Source organism: Pseudomonas sp. MF4836 (genome assembly GCF_002018875.1).
Taxonomy (GTDB): domain Bacteria; phylum Pseudomonadota; class Gammaproteobacteria; order Pseudomonadales; family Pseudomonadaceae; genus Aquipseudomonas.
In genome coordinates, this window is sequence record NZ_MVOL01000005.1 from 199,196 (window position 1) to 215,575 (window position 16,380).

14 protein-coding genes are annotated in these 16,380 nt (G+C 62.3%); 6 read left to right on the forward strand and 8 right to left on the reverse strand.

What is annotated here, in order from left to right:
* Positions 1-64: 64 nt before the first annotated feature.
* The 5 genes from mnmC (at position 65) to MF4836_RS13555 (ending at position 7,401) form a co-directional block, all read left to right on the forward strand.
* Complete coding sequence (mnmC, locus tag MF4836_RS13535) at positions 65-2,047, forward strand: bifunctional tRNA (5-methylaminomethyl-2-thiouridine)(34)-methyltransferase MnmD/FAD-dependent 5-carboxymethylaminomethyl-2-thiouridine(34) oxidoreductase MnmC (RefSeq protein WP_078470720.1); 1,983 nt, start codon at positions 65-67, stop codon at positions 2,045-2,047.
* Positions 2,048-2,249: 202 nt separating this feature from the next.
* Positions 2,250-4,022 carry an N-acetylglutaminylglutamine amidotransferase gene (locus MF4836_RS13540; protein WP_078470721.1) on the forward strand — a complete coding sequence of 591 codons (1,773 nt, stop codon included), beginning with the start codon at positions 2,250-2,252 and terminating at the stop codon, positions 4,020-4,022.
* 3 nt (positions 4,023-4,025) lie between these two features.
* A complete protein-coding gene (gene ngg / locus MF4836_RS13545; RefSeq protein WP_078470722.1) occupies positions 4,026-5,771 on the forward strand; it encodes an N-acetylglutaminylglutamine synthetase in 1,746 nt (581 codons plus the stop codon).
* Positions 5,772-5,900: 129 nt separating this feature from the next.
* Positions 5,901-7,085 (forward strand): osmoprotectant NAGGN system M42 family peptidase, encoded by a 1,185-nt coding sequence (locus tag MF4836_RS13550; RefSeq protein ID WP_078470723.1) that lies wholly within the window; start codon positions 5,901-5,903, stop codon positions 7,083-7,085.
* A gap of 88 nt (positions 7,086-7,173) precedes the next feature.
* Positions 7,174-7,401 (forward strand): YheU family protein, encoded by a 228-nt coding sequence (locus MF4836_RS13555; protein WP_020299615.1) that lies wholly within the window; start codon positions 7,174-7,176, stop codon positions 7,399-7,401.
* 27 nt (positions 7,402-7,428) lie between these two features.
* Here MF4836_RS13555 and MF4836_RS13560 read toward each other — a convergent pair whose 3' ends face one another.
* Positions 7,429-7,761, reverse strand: coding sequence for a YnfA family protein (locus MF4836_RS13560; protein WP_078470724.1), 333 nt, complete (start codon positions 7,759-7,761; stop codon positions 7,429-7,431).
* Between the two features lie 64 nt (positions 7,762-7,825).
* Positions 7,826-8,641, reverse strand: a complete 816-nt coding sequence (locus tag MF4836_RS13565) for an SDR family oxidoreductase (RefSeq protein WP_020299613.1) — start codon at positions 8,639-8,641, stop codon at positions 7,826-7,828.
* 333 nt (positions 8,642-8,974) lie between these two features.
* Between MF4836_RS13565 and MF4836_RS13570 the strand changes: the two genes are divergently transcribed.
* Positions 8,975-9,133, forward strand: coding sequence for a DUF3309 family protein (locus tag MF4836_RS13570; protein WP_177323429.1), 159 nt, complete (start codon positions 8,975-8,977; stop codon positions 9,131-9,133).
* Between the two features lie 69 nt (positions 9,134-9,202).
* Here the strand turns inward: MF4836_RS13570 and MF4836_RS13575 are convergent, their stop codons facing one another.
* From MF4836_RS13575 to MF4836_RS13600, 6 genes are all read right to left on the reverse strand, one after another.
* Complete coding sequence (locus MF4836_RS13575) at positions 9,203-11,296, reverse strand: LTA synthase family protein (RefSeq protein ID WP_078470725.1); 2,094 nt, start codon at positions 11,294-11,296, stop codon at positions 9,203-9,205.
* A 297-nt stretch (positions 11,297-11,593) separates the two neighbouring features.
* Positions 11,594-12,469 carry a polyamine aminopropyltransferase gene (speE, locus tag MF4836_RS13580; protein ID WP_020299610.1) on the reverse strand — a complete coding sequence of 292 codons (876 nt, stop codon included), beginning with the start codon at positions 12,467-12,469 and terminating at the stop codon, positions 11,594-11,596.
* 227 nt (positions 12,470-12,696) lie between these two features.
* The gene (locus MF4836_RS13585) at positions 12,697-12,888 is read right to left on the reverse strand and encodes a PLDc N-terminal domain-containing protein (protein WP_020299609.1); all 192 of its coding nucleotides are present in this window, start codon (positions 12,886-12,888) and stop codon (positions 12,697-12,699) included.
* A gap of 83 nt (positions 12,889-12,971) precedes the next feature.
* Positions 12,972-13,502 carry a hypothetical protein gene (locus MF4836_RS13590; protein WP_078470726.1) on the reverse strand — a complete coding sequence of 177 codons (531 nt, stop codon included), beginning with the start codon at positions 13,500-13,502 and terminating at the stop codon, positions 12,972-12,974.
* A 96-nt stretch (positions 13,503-13,598) separates the two neighbouring features.
* The gene (locus MF4836_RS13595) at positions 13,599-14,117 is read right to left on the reverse strand and encodes an ankyrin repeat domain-containing protein (protein ID WP_078470727.1); all 519 of its coding nucleotides are present in this window, start codon (positions 14,115-14,117) and stop codon (positions 13,599-13,601) included.
* 97 nt (positions 14,118-14,214) lie between these two features.
* A complete protein-coding gene (locus tag MF4836_RS13600) occupies positions 14,215-16,053 on the reverse strand; it encodes a long-chain-acyl-CoA synthetase (RefSeq protein ID WP_078470728.1) in 1,839 nt (612 codons plus the stop codon).
* Between the last annotated feature and the right edge of the window lie 327 nt (positions 16,054-16,380).

Genomic DNA, 16,380 nt, shown 5'->3' on the forward strand with positions numbered 1-16,380 from the left:
TCATGGATCAATCGCCGCCACGGCGATCGGCTAGAATGGCCGCCTTGCCGTAATCGAGCCGAACATGACCGCCGTATTGCCCCACGCCCAGCTCGACTGGGACGAACAGGGACGCCCGCACTCGCGGGTGTTCGATGACGTGTACTTCTCCACCGAGTCCGGGCTGGATGAAACCCGCCATGTGTTTATCGAACAGAATCGGCTGCGCGAACGCTTTGCCGCGCTGGCCCCGGGTGCCCGATTTGTCATTGGCGAGACCGGCTTCGGCACCGGGCTGAATTTCCTCTGCGCCTGGCAGCTCTTCGAGCAACAGGCCGAGCCCAGCGCTCGCCTGCATTTCGTCAGTGTTGAAAAGTACCCGCTGGCCCCTGCCGACCTGCAACGCGCCCTGGCCCTGTGGCCGGAATTGGCAGCGTTCGCCGAGCCACTGCTCAAGGCCTATGTCGCAGTGCATCAGGGTTTCCAGCGCCTGGTCCTGGACCAGGGCCGCGTCACCCTGACCCTGCTGATCGGCGATGCCCTGGAGCAGTTGCCCCAGCTCGACGCACAGATCGATGCCTGGTTCCTCGACGGCTTCGCCCCGGCGAAAAACCCCGACATGTGGACCCCGGAGCTGTTCGCCGAGCTGGCGCGCCTGGCGGCCCCGGGTTCGACTATCAGCACCTTTACCAGCACCGGCTGGGTGCGCCGCCTGCTGAACGCCGCCGGCTTCAAAATGAAACGCACCCCGGGCATCGGTCACAAATGGGAAGTGCTGCGCGGCGAGTTTCTCGGCTGGCCCGCCGAGACACCGGCACCCGCCACTGCCAGGCCCTGGTTCGCTCGCCCCGATCAGGCCCCGACAGACAAACACGCCCTGGTGATCGGTGCCGGCCTGGCCGGTTGCGCCAGTGCCGCGAGCCTGGCCGCACGCGGTTGGCGGGTCAGCCTGCTGGAGCGCCATGCCGGGCTGGCCCAGGAAGCCTCGGGCAACCCCCAGGGCGTGCTCTACCTCAAGCTTTCGGCCCACGGCACCGCGTTGTCGCAGCTGATCCTCAGCGGCTTTGGTTACACCCGGCGTCTGCTGGAGCACCTGCAACGGGGCGTCGACTGGGACGGCTGCGGGGTGCTGCAACTGGCGTTCAACGCCAAGGAAGATGAGCGCCAGCAACAATTGGCCGAGGCCTTTCCCGCCGACCTGTTGCATCGACTGGACCAGGCCCAGGGCGAGGCACGGGCCGGTATCGCCCTGGCCCAAGGGGGGCTGTTTTTCCCCGAGGGCGGTTGGGTCCATCCACCGGCACTGTGCCAGTGGCAGGCCCGCAACCCGTTGATCAAGGTCCTCGCGCACCACGATGTGCTGCACCTGCACAAGGTCGACCAGCAGTGGCAAGCCTGGGACGGCGAGCAGTTGCTGGCCAGTGCGCCAGTAGTGATTCTTGCCGGCGCGGCAGAGATCAAGCGCTTCGCGCCCAGCGCCGAACTGCCCCTCAAGCGTATTCGCGGGCAGATCACCCGCCTGCCGCAGACCGCCCTCAGCCAGAGCCTGGCCACCGTGGTCTGCGCCGAAGGTTATGTCGCGCCGCCACGCCTGGGCGAACACACCCTGGGGGCGAGCTTTGACTTCAACAGCGACGACCTGACGCCCACCGCGGCCGAACACGCCGGCAACCTTCAGATGCTGGAAGAAATCTCCAGCGACCTGGTGGCACGCCTGCAGGCCGATCAACTGCCTGTGGATAACCTGCAGGGACGGGCCGCGTTTCGTTGCACCAGCCCGGATTACCTGCCGATCGTCGGGCCGCTGGCTGATCAGACGCTCTTTGCCCAGACCTACGCCGCACTGGCCAAGGACGCGCGGCAAGTACCGGACCTGCGGTGCCCCTGGCTGGATGGCCTGTATATCAACAGCGGCCATGGCTCCCGGGGGCTGATCACCGCCCCGCTGTCCGGCGAACTGCTGGCCGCCTGGCTGGAAAACGAGCCGCTGCCCCTGCCCCGCAGCGTGGCCGAAGCCTGCCATCCCAACCGTTTTGCCTTGCGCCGGCTGATTCGCGGCAAAGCCTGAGCCCCTTGGCGGCGTTGCTCCCGTGCAACGCCGCCCGCATGCACCCCAAGCCTTTTCCAGCACCTGGCTGCGCACTACAGCCGGGCGCCTTATAACCTATCGGTCTAAAACTCCCGAGTTTCACACAGGTCAGTTTCTGAGTACCGGCCCTTCTGGCCGATCAACGATTGACTCTCCCCAACGGAAAAACCGGTAAGGACTTATGTGCGGACTAGCTGGCGAATTACGCTTTGATCATCAACCTGCCGACCTGGCAGCGGTTGAACGAATTACCCATCACCTGGCCCCTCGCGGCCCTGACGCGTGGGGCTTTCATAGCCAGGGGCCCATTGCCCTCGGCCATCGACGCCTGAAAATCATGGACCTGTCGGACGGCTCGGCGCAGCCGATGATCGACAACCAGCTGGGGCTGTCCCTGGCGTTCAACGGCGCGATCTACAACTTCCCCGAGCTGCGGGCCGAACTCGAAGGCCTGGGTTACGCCTTTTATTCCGGCGGCGACACCGAAGTGCTGCTCAAGGGCTATCACGCCTGGGGCGCCGACCTGCTGCCCAAGCTCAACGGCATGTTTGCCTTTGCCATCTGGGAGCGCGATGCCCAGCGCCTGTTCATCGCCCGCGACCGTTTGGGCGTCAAGCCGCTGTACCTGTCCCGCACCGGCCAGCGCCTGCGCTTTGCCTCGGCCTTGCCGGCACTGCTCAAGGGCGGCGACATCAACCCGATCCTCGATCCGGTGGCGCTGAACCATTACCTGAACTTCCACGCCGTGGTACCTGCGCCGCGCACCTTGCTGGCCGGTATCGAAAAACTACCGCCCGCGACCTGGATGCGCATCGAAGCCGATGGCCGCACCGAGCAGCAAACCTGGTGGACCCTGCCCTACGGTCCGCGCGCTGACGAGCTCGACCTGACCCTGGAAGACTGGCGCGACCGTGTGCTCGACAGCACCCGTGAAGCCGTGGCGATCCGCCAGCGGGCGGCGGTGGATGTCGGTGTGCTGCTTTCGGGCGGTGTCGATTCGAGCATGCTGGTGGGCCTGCTGCGGGAAGTCGGGGTGGAAAATCTCTCGACCTTCTCCATCGGTTTTCAGGATGCCGGCGGCGAACGTGGCGACGAGTTCCAGTACTCGGACCTGATCGCCAAGCATTACGGCACCGAGCATCACCAGTTGCGTATCGACGAGCGCGAAATCATCGAGCAGTTGCCGGCAGCCTTCCGTGCCATGAGCGAGCCCATGGTCAGCCACGACTGCATCGCCTTTTACCTGCTGTCGCGGGAAGTGGCCAAGCACTGCAAGGTGGTGCAAAGCGGCCAGGGCGCCGATGAACTGTTTGCCGGTTACCACTGGTACCCGCAGGTGGATGGCGCCAGCGACCCGTATGCCGCCTACCGCGAGGCGTTCTTCGACCGCAGCTATGACGACTACGCCGCCACCGTGCAGCCCAAATGGCTGACCGCCAACGACGCCGCCGGTGACTTTGTGCGCGAGCATTTCGCCCAGCCCGGAGCCGACGCCGCGGTGGACAAGGCCCTGCGCCTGGACAGCACGGTGATGCTGGTCGACGACCCGGTCAAGCGTGTGGATAACATGACCATGGCCTGGGGCCTGGAAGCGCGCACGCCCTTCCTCGACTACCGCCTGGTGGAGTTGTCGGCGCGGGTGCCGGGTAAATACAAGCTGCCGGACGGCGGCAAGCAAGTGCTCAAGGAAGCGGCGCGGCTGGTCATCCCCAGCGAAGTGATCGACCGCAAGAAAGGCTATTTCCCGGTCCCGGGCCTCAAGCACCTGCAAGGCGACACCCTGAACTGGGTGCGCGAACTGCTGCTGGACCCGAGCCAGGATCGTGGCCTGTTCAACCCGGCCATGCTCGACCGCCTGCTGACCGACCCGCAAGGCCAACTGACGCCATTGCGCGGCTCCAAGCTGTGGCAACTGGCAGCGCTGAACCTGTGGCTCAGCGAACAAGGAATCTGATCGATGAAACCCCACGCCACGGCTTACAGCCAACGCTTGTTACGCGGTCAGGCGCCGTCTTATGAACGCCTGCAAGCGCGCTTTGCCGAAGACGGCAGCGAGCCCGGGCCGGAACCCATTGCCGTGCATTGCGGGTGGGGCCGGCTGCTGATCGGTCATACCTTTCCCGACCCGGCGAGCCTGGCCCAGGAGTTGCTCAACGAACGGCCCGGCGAGCGCGATATCGCGCTGTATGTGGCGGCGCCGCAGCAGATTCTGGGGCTGGAGCCGACGCAGCTGTTTCTCGACCCGTCCGACACCTTGCGCCTGTGGTTCAGTGATTACCGCCAGGCGACCCGGGTCTTTCGCGGGTTTCGCATCCGCCGCGCGCAGAACGAGGCCGACTGGCAGGCCGTCAACCAGCTGTACCAGGCGCGCAATATGCTGCCCATCGACCCGGCGCTGTTGACTCCGCGCCACGCGGGCGGCCCGGTGTACTGGCTGGCGGAAGACGAAGACAGCGGCGCGGTGATCGGCAGCGTGATGGGGCTCAACCATCACAAGGCGTTCCAGGACCCGGAAAACGGCAGCAGCCTCTGGTGCCTGGCGGTAGACCCGCAGTGCACCCGCCCCGGTGTCGGCGAAGTGCTGGTGCGGCACCTGATCGAGCACTTCATGAGCCGTGGTCTGAGCTACCTCGACCTGTCGGTGCTGCACGACAACCGCCAGGCCAAGAACCTCTATGCCAAGCTCGGTTTTCGCACCCTGTCGACCTTTGCCATCAAGCGCAAGAACGGCATCAATCAGCCGCTGTTCCTGGGCCCAGGGCCCCAAGCCGAGTTCAACCCCTACGCGCGGATCATTGTCGAGGAAGCCCATCGCCGCGGCATCGATGTGCAGGTCGACGACGCCGAGGCCGGGATGTTCACCCTGAGCCACGGCGGGCGCCGGGTGCGCTGCCGCGAGTCCCTGAGCGACCTGACCAGTTCCATCAGCATGAGCCTTTGCCAGGACAAGAGCCTGACCCACAAAGTGCTGCGCAGCGCCGGGCTGAATCTGCCCGCGCAGCAATTGGCGGGTAACGCCGACGACAACCTGGCGTTTCTCGATGAACACGAGCGGGTCGTGGTCAAGCCCCTGGACGGCGAGCAAGGCCAGGGCGTGGCGGTCGACCTGCGCAGCATTGAAGAGGTGCAGCAGGCTATCGATCATGCCCGGCAGTTCGACGGCCGGGTGTTGCTGGAAAGCTTTCACCAAGGCCTGGATCTGCGAATCCTGGTGATTGGCTTTGAAGTGGTGGCGGCCGCGATTCGCCGGCCTGCGGAAGTGATCGGCGACGGTCAGCATTCAATCGGTGCCCTGATCGAAGCCCAGAGCCGCCGACGCCAGGCCGCTACCGGCGGCGAAAGCAAGATCCCCCTGGACCACGAAACCCAGCGCACCCTGCATGCCGCAGGCTATGACTACAACAGCGTACTGCCGGCAGGCGAACGCCTGTTTGTGCGACGCACCGCCAACCTGCATACCGGCGGCACCCTGGAAGACGTCACAGCGATATTGCATCCGACCCTGGTCGATGCTGCGGTGCGAGCCGCGCGGGCGCTGGATATCCCGATGGTCGGCCTCGACCTGATGGTGCCGGCTGCCGATCAGCCGCAGTACGTGTTTATCGAAGCCAATGAACGCGCCGGCCTGGCCAACCACGAGCCGCAACCGACGGCGGAGCGCTTTGTCGATCTGCTGTTCCCCCATAGCCAACCGGCGACCTAGGTTCGCCCTGGGCCGGCATCGGCAGCCCGACGGGCTGTGGTGCCGGCATCAAGGCCCTCGACCTGCACCAGGCAACACGCCCTTGGCCTCATCGAAACCATCGATGCCCTTTACTCATCAGGAGTTTCCATGACCCGTAAAATCCCCGAACCCGACCTCACCTACCTGCAGAAAGTCCTCCTGGAGATGCTGGCCATCCCCAGTCCGACGGGCTTTACCGACACCATCGTGCGTTACGTCGCCGAGCGCCTGGAAGAGCTGGGCATTCCCTTTGAACTGACCCGCCGCGGCACCATCCGCGCCACCCTCAAGGGCCAGAAAAACAGCCCGGACCGCGCAGTCTCGGCCCACCTGGACACCATTGGCGCCAGCGTCCGCTCGGTCAAAGACAATGGGCGCCTGACCCTGGCCCCGGTCGGCTGCTGGTCCAGCCGCTTTGCCGAAGGCAGCCGGGTCAGCCTGTTTACCGATAACGGGGTGCTGCGCGGCAGCGTGTTGCCGTTGATGGCCTCCGGGCACGCGTTCAACACGGCAGTGGATGAAATGCCCATCAGTTGGGACCACATCGAGCTGCGCCTGGACGCCTATTGCACCACCCGCGCCGACTGCGACTCCCTGGGCATCGGCGTCGGGGATTTCGTCGCCTTCGATCCGCTGCCGGAGTTCACCGAAAGCGGGCATATCAGCGCCCGCCACCTGGACGACAAGGCCGGCGTCGCCGCCTTGCTGGCCGCGCTCAAGGCGATTGTCGACAGTGGCGAACCCTTGATGATCGACTGCCACCCGCTGTTCACCATCACCGAGGAGACCGGCAGTGGCGCGGCGGCCGCCCTGCCCTGGGATGTCAGCGAGTTTGTCGGCATCGACATCGCCCCGGTCGCGCCCGGCCAGCACTCCAGCGAACACGCGGTGAGTGTCGCCATGCAGGATTCCGGCGGCCCTTATGACTACCACCTGTCGCGCCACCTGCTGCGCCTGGCCCATGACCACGAGTTGCCGGTACGCCGGGATTTGTTCCGCTACTACTTCAGCGACGCCCATTCGGCGGTCACCGCCGGTCACGATATCCGCACGGCGCTGCTGGCCTTCGGTTGCGACGCGACCCACGGCTACGAACGCACTCATATCGACAGCCTGGCGGCGCTCAGTCGTTTGCTCGGGGCGTACATCCTCAGCCCGCCGGTATTCGCCAGCGACGCGCAACCGGCCCAGGGCTCACTCGATCGCTTCAGCCATCAACTGGAGCATGACGCACAGATGGAGAGCGACACCCGAGTGCCGTCGGTCGACAGCCTGGTCGGGCAAAAATCATAACGGCGACTGACACCCTACCTGCACGCGCTTTGGCTGGCGGTGCAGGCCCGGGCGCAGTAGCATCCGGGATTGTTTGCCGGAGGCCCGTATGCTGATTCCCCACGACCAACTTGAAGTCGACACCCTGACCCGCCTGATCGAAGACTTCGTGACCCGCGACGGCACCGATAATGGCGATGACACGCCACTGGAAACCCGCGTGCTGCGGGTGCGCCAGGCCTTGAGCAAGGGTCAGGCGCTGATCGTTTTCGATCCGGAGAGCGAACAGTGCCAGTTGATGCTCAAGCACGATGTGCCCAAGGCCCTGTTCGACTGAGAGTCTGCGGGCCCGCATTGGGCCCGATCAGCCGTTGGAGAAGCGTGGGCCGAACAGGATGACGCTCGCGCCTATCACACACAGTGCCACCCCGAGCCAGTCCGAGCTCAGCGGACGCACCCGCTCCACCAGCCCCAGCCAGCCAATCGAAGCGATGATGTAGATCCCGCCATAGGCGGCGTAGGCGCGCCCCGCATAAGTGGCCTCGACGCGGGTCAACAACAGGGCAAACAGGGTCAGGCTCAATAGCGCGGGGATGATCCACCAGGCACTCTTGCCCTGGCGCAACCACATCCAGAAGGCGTAGCAGCCAGCGATTTCAAACAGCGCGGCAAGGAAAAACCACAGGTAATTGAGCATGCAAGGTCTCGTCAGGATTGCCAGATGCCGGCAACCCTAACGACGCACCGGCCAGCGGGCAAGTTCAGCTTGCGCTTTGCCGGGCCTTGGCCCGCATCTTGTCGGCCATCAGGGTCATTTCGTCGTACAGCAGCTGCGGGTTCTTCTGCTTCAGGGCCCAGGCCATGCGGCCCTGCTCATGGGGCAGGATCATGAACTCGCCGGCGGCGACCTGACGGTAGATATAGTCGGCAATGTCGGCCGCGCTGATGGGCGAGCTTTCAAGCAGTTTGCCGACCTGGGCTTTCATCGCCGGGGTCGGGCCACGGAATGAATCCAGCAGGTTGGTCTGGAAGAACGACGGGCATACCACATGCACCCCAACCTCCTGTTGCGCCAACTCGATCAGCAGGCTTTCCGACAGCGCCACCACACCGGCCTTGGCCACGTTGTAGTTGCTCATGGCCGGGCCCTGCATCAGGGCCGCCATGGAGGCGATGTTGATGATCTTGCCCTTGCTCTGTTCCAGCAACGGCAGGAACGCCTTGCAGCCCTTGACCACGCCCATCAGGTTGATTGCAATCTGCCAGTCCCAATCCTCCAGGGACAGCTCGCTGAAAAACCCGCCCGAGGCCACCCCGGCGTTGTTGACGATCACATCGATACCGCCCAGCTTCACCTCGCAGGCCTGGGCAAACGCGGTCAATTGGCTGTAGTCGCGCACATCGCAGCGCTGCACGAAGCCATCGCCACCCGCCTCGCGCACCAGCTTCAGGGTTTCCTGCAAGCCCGGCTCACTGACATCGGACAACGCCAACTGCCAACCTTCACGAGCCCAGCGCAGTGCGATTTCACGACCCAGGCCGGACCCGGCGCCAGTAATCATCATGCGATTTTGCATAGGAGTTGCCTTGTTGTTCCGGGGAAGTTGAGCCGCAGTGTAGCGAAGGAGCCTGGCTCTCCCACGTACCATCAGAATGCTGAATGCCCCAGGCAAACTTAGCCCCCATGCCTTGCACAATCCGAGTCGGGACTTGGCGCGAATCAATAAGTTCAGCGCCGAGGGGCAATTGCCCCAGCATTAAAAGAAATAAACCCGTGTGCAAAAAACATTAAAAATACTTGGAATTTTTTCTCCGCGTGCAGAGTCGGATTTATTAAGCGGTTCGGCTTAGTTGATAACTGAACCTCGTCGTCAAACAGCCGCGTCTTGACCGAAAACTCCAATAAGGAAATCGACATGGGCACAATTCTGATCGTTATTCTGATACTTCTTCTGATCGGTGGTCTTCCGGTGTTCCCGCACTCCAGAAGCTGGGGTTACGGCCCGTCCGGTATCATCGGTGTGGTTCTGGTAGTGCTGCTGGTATTGCTGCTGCTGGGTCGAATATAAGTACATCGCTACTGTATAGCTGAAAAAAAAGAGGCCCTTGCAGGGCCTCTTTTTTATTGCGCTTACTGATCAGTCCGGCTTGCCATCGATAACACCGGCCGTGTTATCAATCAGACTCTTGGTGGCTGTTTGCAGGAAGGCTTCCAACTTGAGTTTCATCTCGGCGGTATCAGGTGCGTCCGGAACGATTTCAGCTCGTGGGTTAGTCCCCAGTTGGTATTGGTACATCTTGGGCAGCATTTCCTTTTCCTTCGGCAGCACCAGGATCTCGCCCGCCGTCACAATGGCGGTGGTCTGCTCGCTACCCGATGGCTTGATCACGCCAAACCCGGTGTCGCCTTCCGGCAGGTTCAGCAGGTCACGGCCCCAGCACTGGTGACGCACTTCGCCACCCAGGCGGCCCATGATGGTCGGCACGATGTCGACCTGGGTCCCGACGATGTGGCTGCGCGGACCGAACTTTTCCTGGATCCCCGGCGCGATCATCAGCATCGGCACGTTGAAGCGGCCCAGGTCCATTTCGGTGATCTGGCGCTCGTTGCCGAAGCCATGGTCACCCACCACCACGAACAGGGTTTCCTTGAAGTAAGGCTCTTTGCGCGCCTTCTCGAAGAACTGGCCCAACGCCCAGTCGGCGTAGCGCATGGCGGTCAAATGCTCATTCAGGGTGCCGCGATCGGTCACCGGCTCAACCGGCAACGGCGTCGGCAGCGCATAAGGCGTGTGGTTGGACAGGGTTTGCAGCAGGGCATAGAACGGTGCGCCATTCTCCCGCGCCTTGAGCTCGACCAGGCCGCGATCGAACATATCCTGGTCGGATACGCCCCAGGTCGGATCGGAGAACACCGGGTTGACGAAGTCGTTGCGCCCGACAAAGTTGGTCATGCCCTGGTTGCTGAAGAAGCCCGACTGGTTATCCCAGGCGAAGTCGCCGTTGTAGACGTACACATCGTCGTACTTGCGAGCACTGAGCAGTTGCGGCAGGCCCGACAACTTGTGGCTGCCTTCCGGGGTCTGCATCAGGTATTCGAAACCGGGCAGGTTCGGGAAGCAGGCCATGGTGGCAAACATGCCCTGGTGGGTATGGGTGCCATTGGAGAAGAAGTTATCGAACAGCAGCCCTTCCTTGGACAGCTTGTCGAGGTACGGCGTGATGTTGCCGGGAGCGCCCAATGCACCGACCGAGTGACCGGCCATGCTTTCCATCAGGATCACGACCACGTTCTTGATCGGCAGGGTCTTCTCGGCGGGCGGCGTGTAGTCACGGCGCACGGCGGCCGTGTTGGCATCCACCAGTTTTTCGTCCGGCATCACCAGCATTTGGCGCACGATCTTGGTCGCTTCTTCCTGAGGCAGGGTGGCTTTCCAGATGTTGCCGCGGTCTTCCGACATGCGGTCCTTGGCTGCCGCCACCAGTTGCAAGGTGCCATTCAGGCCGAGCTGGTTGGCGAAGTTGGAGTCGGTGGTGTACACGTCACCCCAACGCAGCGGCGGCCCCTGGCGCAAGGTGCCACGCGCTGCAACCACACAGATCAGCAGGCAGACCACGAACACACCGACCCGGGCGTACCAGGGGGCGATCTGCCGGGTGCCGATGCTGCCACCACTGAAGGGGCCACGAGGGCGGGTCGCACGGTCAGCGCCCTTGAACGCCAGGCTCAGGATCCAGGTACCCACGGCCCACGCCAGCAGGTAACGCACCACCGGGAAGCCATACCAGAGCATGCTCATCACGGTTTTCGGGTCTTCCTTCACATACTGGAAGACCAGGCCGTTGAGGCGCTGGTGGAACTCACGGTAGAAGTCCATCTCCATCAGGCCGAGGAACAGCGCGATGCTCGATACCAGGGTCAGCCAGAAGCGGAAGAAGCCGCGTGCGGCCATGGCCCTGGCGCTGAACAGTGCCAGCAACAGCGGAATGCTCAGGTACACCACCAGCCGCAGGTCAAAACGCAGACCGTTGGCGAACGCTTCGAGAAAGGTCGAAGCCGGGGTGTCGAGGATCATCTCGCGGTTGTAGGCCAGCAGCGCCACGCGCAGCAAAGTGAACATCACCATCATGACCAACGCGCACAGCAGCGTATAAGCCAGGTGGGATTTGACGGTCGGTTGCAGCAGGCGATTCGAGGCTCGCTGCTGACTCAGGGCGTCCGGGTTTGCCATGTCGTTTTAGGACCCATTGGAAGTTTAAGTTTCAAAAATGCAGCTGCGCTCTGCCCTCTTTTCGCCACCAGGGGCAGGGGGGATACGCGGAGCGCAAATGTTGCACGATCACTCGTGGCATTGCCATTGATTACTGGCAAACACCCAAGCAAGCCCGCAACGGCTCTAGGGCAAGAGATTGCGTCACAAAACAGAGGAAACGGTGCGGGCGGATTGTCTTGGAAACTTTGTGAAAATTTTGTGCAACGCATATTTGGTCACATAAAAAAGGGCCCTGAGGCCCTTTCCATATGATGATCAGTCGTTGCTCGGTTTGTTCACTGCTTGCAAGACGTATTGCGGCAGGGCAAAGGCGCCGATATGAATTTCCGGGTTGTAGTAGCGCGTCACGATACCGCTGCCGGCAAAACGCTGGCGCAGGACGTCACGGGACAGCTTGCGATACGCGGTGTCGGTCGCGCCCCAGGCAAAGGTCATGGCGCCGCCGATGTAGGTCGGAATCGCCGCCTGATAGAAGTGCCAATCCGGGAACAGGCTGCGCAGGCGGCCGGCGGTGGTCTGGACTTCACCCAGTTGCATGAACGGCGTGCCGTTCTGGGTCACCAGGATCCCGCCTTCATTCAGGCAGCGATGGCAAGCCTGGTAGAAGTTTTCCGAGAACAGGACTTCACCCGGGCCGATCGGGTCGGTGGAGTCGGAGATGATCACGTCGAACTTCTCTTCGGTGGTAGCGACGAAGCGCATGCCGTCGTCGATCACCAGGTTCAGGCGTGGATCATCGAACGCACCCTTGGAGTGGTTGGGCAGAAACTCCTTGCACATTTCGACCACGGTGCCGTCGATCTCGACCATGGTGATGTGTTCGATACCGCGGTGCTTGGTCACTTCACGCAACATGCCGCCGTCACCGCCGCCGATGATCAGCACGCGCTTGGCCGTGCCGTGGGCGAGGATCGGCACGTGGGTCAGCATCTCGTGGTAGATGTATTCGTCAGCCTCGGTGGTCTGGATCACACCGTCCAACGCCATGACCCGGCCCATGCGCGGGTTTTCGAAAATCACCAGGTGCTGGTGCTCGGTGCGCACTTCGTGAAGCATTTTTTCCACGCGAAAACGCTGGCCGTAGCCTTCGTAGAGGGTTTCCAGGTATTCGCTGGTCTTGGTGCTGCTCATGGGTAAGTCCCCCGATAAATGCTGGTGGCAACGGACGGTTACCCGCCCATGATGGTCGGATGCCGACACCTGCGTGTGGGCATTCAACCAAGGAAAGGCGCGCATTCTACGTCGCCGAACATGACAGGTCGAACCTTCTGGTTCGACTTTCATGCCCGGCCCGGGCCACGGCATGGATCACCCGGCAGCCGCTGCCGGGGCTCGAGGGCTGTTACACCCGCTGGGGGTCAGATCCGCACGTTGCCTCGCGGCCCGGCGATCGCCCAGATAATCAGACCCAGCACCGGCAACAGGATGATCAGCAGCACCCAGATGATTTTCATCCCGGTTTCTGCGCTACTTTTCAGAACGTTGATGATCGCCCAGATATCCAGCGCCAGAATAATAAGGCCGATAAGGCCATTGAAGGTGGATCCCATGGTGTTGCTCCCAAGTGATGGATTGCACCCTTAGGATAGCCGCGCCTGGCCAGGGTTCCGTTTTATTGCGCAGATCGCCGGCTTTAAACGTGAATCGCGACTTTGAGTGCTTCCAGGGACGGCGCAGCGGCGATCCCTACCTCGGCGCACAACTCCAGGACGCGCGGCACGTCGTTGCCATACACCAGCACCAGTTGCAGCTCGTCATCCAGCAGTTGGCTGAAATTCATCAGCACATAACCGCCGTTTTCCGGGTTCATGCTGGCCATCTGGATCTGAATGCGGTTGAGGGCAGTCAACGCCTCGGTCTTCGCCAGTTGCTTGGGCTTGATGTTGAAGGTCACGCCCGGGCCGAACGAGTCGACGATCTGGGCGAACAGGTCGACATAGGTATCGGCCTGGAACAGCACGGTGTCCGGCAGACTACCCACTACCACCCACTCACCCAGCGGGATCGGGAAAGTATCGTCGTAGTTGATGTCCGGATTGGCCGTCAGAAACGCTTCGGGGTCGGCGTAGGCTTGCGCCGCGTCGGTGGCGATTTGCTCGATTTCAGCATCGCCCATGCACCCGGAGCTGATTTTGCCGATGAGTTCGATTAGGGCGGTTTTCATGGGTGCATCCTGAAGGCGAGTGATTTTTTCGGGCGCGCAGGATAGCGCAAAGGCCCGGAGGCGGCGAGGGTGTTGCGCCCTCGCCCTCCCCTGCGGTCAGCCCAGCAGGCGCTCAAGCTGCGCGATCGTGTCCTTGGCGCCCATGGTCTTGGCCGCCTCCAGCGCACTCACGCCATTCGCGTCGCGGCCCTTGGGGTCGGCGCCCTGGCTGATCAGGTAGTCGACGATCTCGGTGCGGTTGAACATCGCGGCCATCATCAGCGCGGTACGGCCGTCGAAGGACGAACCTTCAACCTCGGCGCCGCCCTCGACCAACGCCTTGACCACCGCCAGGTCGCCCTTGAACGCCGCGCCGGCAATCGGGCTCTGACCGTTATCGTTGCGAATCTCCGGGTCGGCCTTGTGTTTGAGCAGCACTTGCACCGCGTCCAGGTGGCCGTGGTAGCTGGCGAGCATCAGCAAAGTGTCGCCCTTGTGGTTGCGCAGGTTGATCGGCAGGCCGTCGCTCACCAGCCTGTCGAGCATCAATGCGTCACCCTGACGGGCCACGTTGAACACCTGCTCGGCAAACTCCTCAGCTTCTTCCTGGGTCATCTGGCGGCTGTTGTCTGTCATCGGAAACTCCACATTCGGCAAATTGCAAAGGCGCTAGTTTCCTTAAGCCGCCCCGGCCCTGTCACCCCTTTTTTCTCAAGAGCGGCCATAGCCAGAATCAATAACGGAATTTGCCCGACTGGATATCCAGCACCGTCTGTTCAGTTACCTGCACATAGGTATCCGAGCCTGGCAGCCAGGCATAGATCGGGTCGTCACCAGTTTTTGCGGGGTCGAAGGCTTCTTCCTTGAGCCGGGTTTTCTGGTATTTGAAGGTGCCGGTGGTTTCCATCTTGACCTTCACCCGCAGGAACAGCGGCACGGCATACGCCGGCATCTGCTCCCGGGCAAATTGCAGCAGGTCGCGAAAATCCAGGGTCGCCAGGGACTCGGCCGGGGTGATCGCCGCCATTCCGGCACGGCCGTTGGTGTTGTGCACTTGCACTCCGTAGGCCACGGCCTCGGCGATATGGGGGTGTTGCAGGAAGATATTCTCGACCTCGGTGGTGGAGACGTTTTCGCCCTTCCAGCGATAGGTATCGCCCAGGCGGTCGACGAATTGCGCATGGCCAAAACCGATATCGCGCAGCAGATCGCCGGTGTTGAAGTAGCGATCGCCCTTCTCGAACACATCGCACAGCGTGACCTTGCGGTTTTTCTCTGGCTCGGTGTAGCCGTCCAGAGGCGCCTTGTCATCGATCTTCGCCAACAGCAGGCCCTGCCCGCCCTTGGCGACCTTCTGCATGAACCCGGCACTGTTGCGGATCGGTTCCCCCGTGTCGTGGGCGTACTCCACCAAGGCCCAGGACGCCAGGGAAAACCCAATGGTGTTGTTGAAGTTGAGCACGTTGGTGAAACCGATATTGCCGTCGCTGGCGGCGTACAGCTCGCAGATATGCCCAACTCCGAAACGTTGCTTGAACTCGGCCCAGACGCCCGGGCGCAGGCCATTGCCGATCATCTTCAACACCGGGTTGTCACGGTCCCGGGCGCTGGGCGGCTGATCGATCAGGTAGCGGCAGAGCTCGCCGACATAGCCCAGGGTGGTCGCATTGAATTGTCGTACGTCATCCCAGAACCGGCTGGCACTGAACTTGCGCCGGATCGCAAACCCCGAGGCGCCGACAATGGCCGAACCCCAGCACACACAAAGCCCGGTGGCGTGGTACAGCGGCAAGGTGCAATAGACCACGTCTTCGGGCTGCATATTCAGGGCGATGGTGCCGAAGCTGGCGGAGGTACGCATCCAGCGCCCGTGCTTGAAGATCCCGGCCTTGGGCAGGCCGGTGGTACCGGAGGTATAGATGTAGAAGCACGGGTCATCGAGGTAGATCTGTTGAGTGCTCGGCGGATTGCTCGATGGCGAATCGGCGCTGGCGCTGATCAGGTTGATGTAGCCCTCGGGCGCCTCGCCCGGATCGACAAAAGTCTGTTGATCGGCAACAAACCAGGTCCGCTGCGCGTCGATCGCCAACTGCGGGCGAACCGCGGAATAGGCCGCGACCAGTTCGCCACCAACCACAATCGCTGCCGGCTTGACCAGATTCAGGCTGTGCGCGAGCACGCCCTGGGTCTGCGCCGTATTGAGCATTGCGCAGATGCCACCCAGCTTGGCCACCGCCAGCACCGCCACCAGCAGTTCCGGGCGGTTCTCAATGAAGATCGCCACCACATCGCCCTTGCCCAGGCCCTGTTGCTGCAGGTAATGAGTGATGCGGTTGGCCCATTGGTTGACCTGTGTATAAGTCAGCCGCTGGTTGCCATAGAGCAGCGCCGCGCCATCGGGATTGCGCTGTGTTGCCTGTTCGAAGGTCCAGCCCAGACCGCAGGCTTGATCAGGTTTCTCGACGTTGGCCGCTTTCATGCCCTTGAGCACCCGAGGCAACGCCCGGGCAATGGACGGCAACTTACGAATTATCATGCCCCAGGTGATCATGTCGCTTTGATTGCTGTTCATGGATCCCATCCTGTTTCTTATTATTCGGTCGAGCGGACCTCGCAATCCGCCGCTCATGACTTTCCCTGTCGTGATAACCGGCACTACTCGGCAACTCCCGTAAACAGCTGGCACAACGCTTGGCCACGACAGCCGTGAGGCAGCGTTGCAGGCTGAAAAATACGTCAGCCGTTCTCGGACTGTACACGTGGTTTTTGCAAAGTTTTGTATCCCCCGGCAACGCCTGCCCTGGGGAAAAATTACCGACCGCAAGTCTGAGGCATGGAATTTTTAGGACGGTGCCAGGGTCACAGCGGTACCCGGATCGAGCGCCAGAGCCCGCCCGAA